Below are 259 nucleotides of genomic sequence, written 5' to 3' on the forward strand. Positions count from 1 at the left end.
GATGAGGTCAATTTTACGCTCATCCAGATTCACTGCAGCGACTTTTACCTGTAGTTGATCGCCTAATCGGTATTGACGCGCACCGCTGTCACCAGCCAGGCATTGTTTTACATCATCATAGCGATAGTAGTCGTCATCCAGTGAGGTAATGTGCACCAGTCCGTCGATATGGTATTCGGTGATCCGCACAAAAATACCAAAACCGGTTACCGAGCTGACGACCCCTTCAAAGGTCTCGCCAACATGGTCCTGCATGAAT

Annotated in this window: 1 protein-coding gene; it reads right to left on the reverse strand. The window is 48.6% G+C overall.

What is annotated here, in order from left to right; translation table 11 throughout:
- Positions 1-259 (reverse strand): S1 RNA-binding domain-containing protein (locus NLF92_RS13305; protein WP_254102721.1); only part of this gene is annotated, 259 nt, incomplete at both ends.

The sequence above is a fragment of the Opacimonas viscosa genome (genome assembly GCF_024199005.1).
In the GTDB taxonomy this organism is placed as follows: Bacteria; Pseudomonadota; Gammaproteobacteria; order Enterobacterales; family Alteromonadaceae; genus Opacimonas; species Opacimonas viscosa.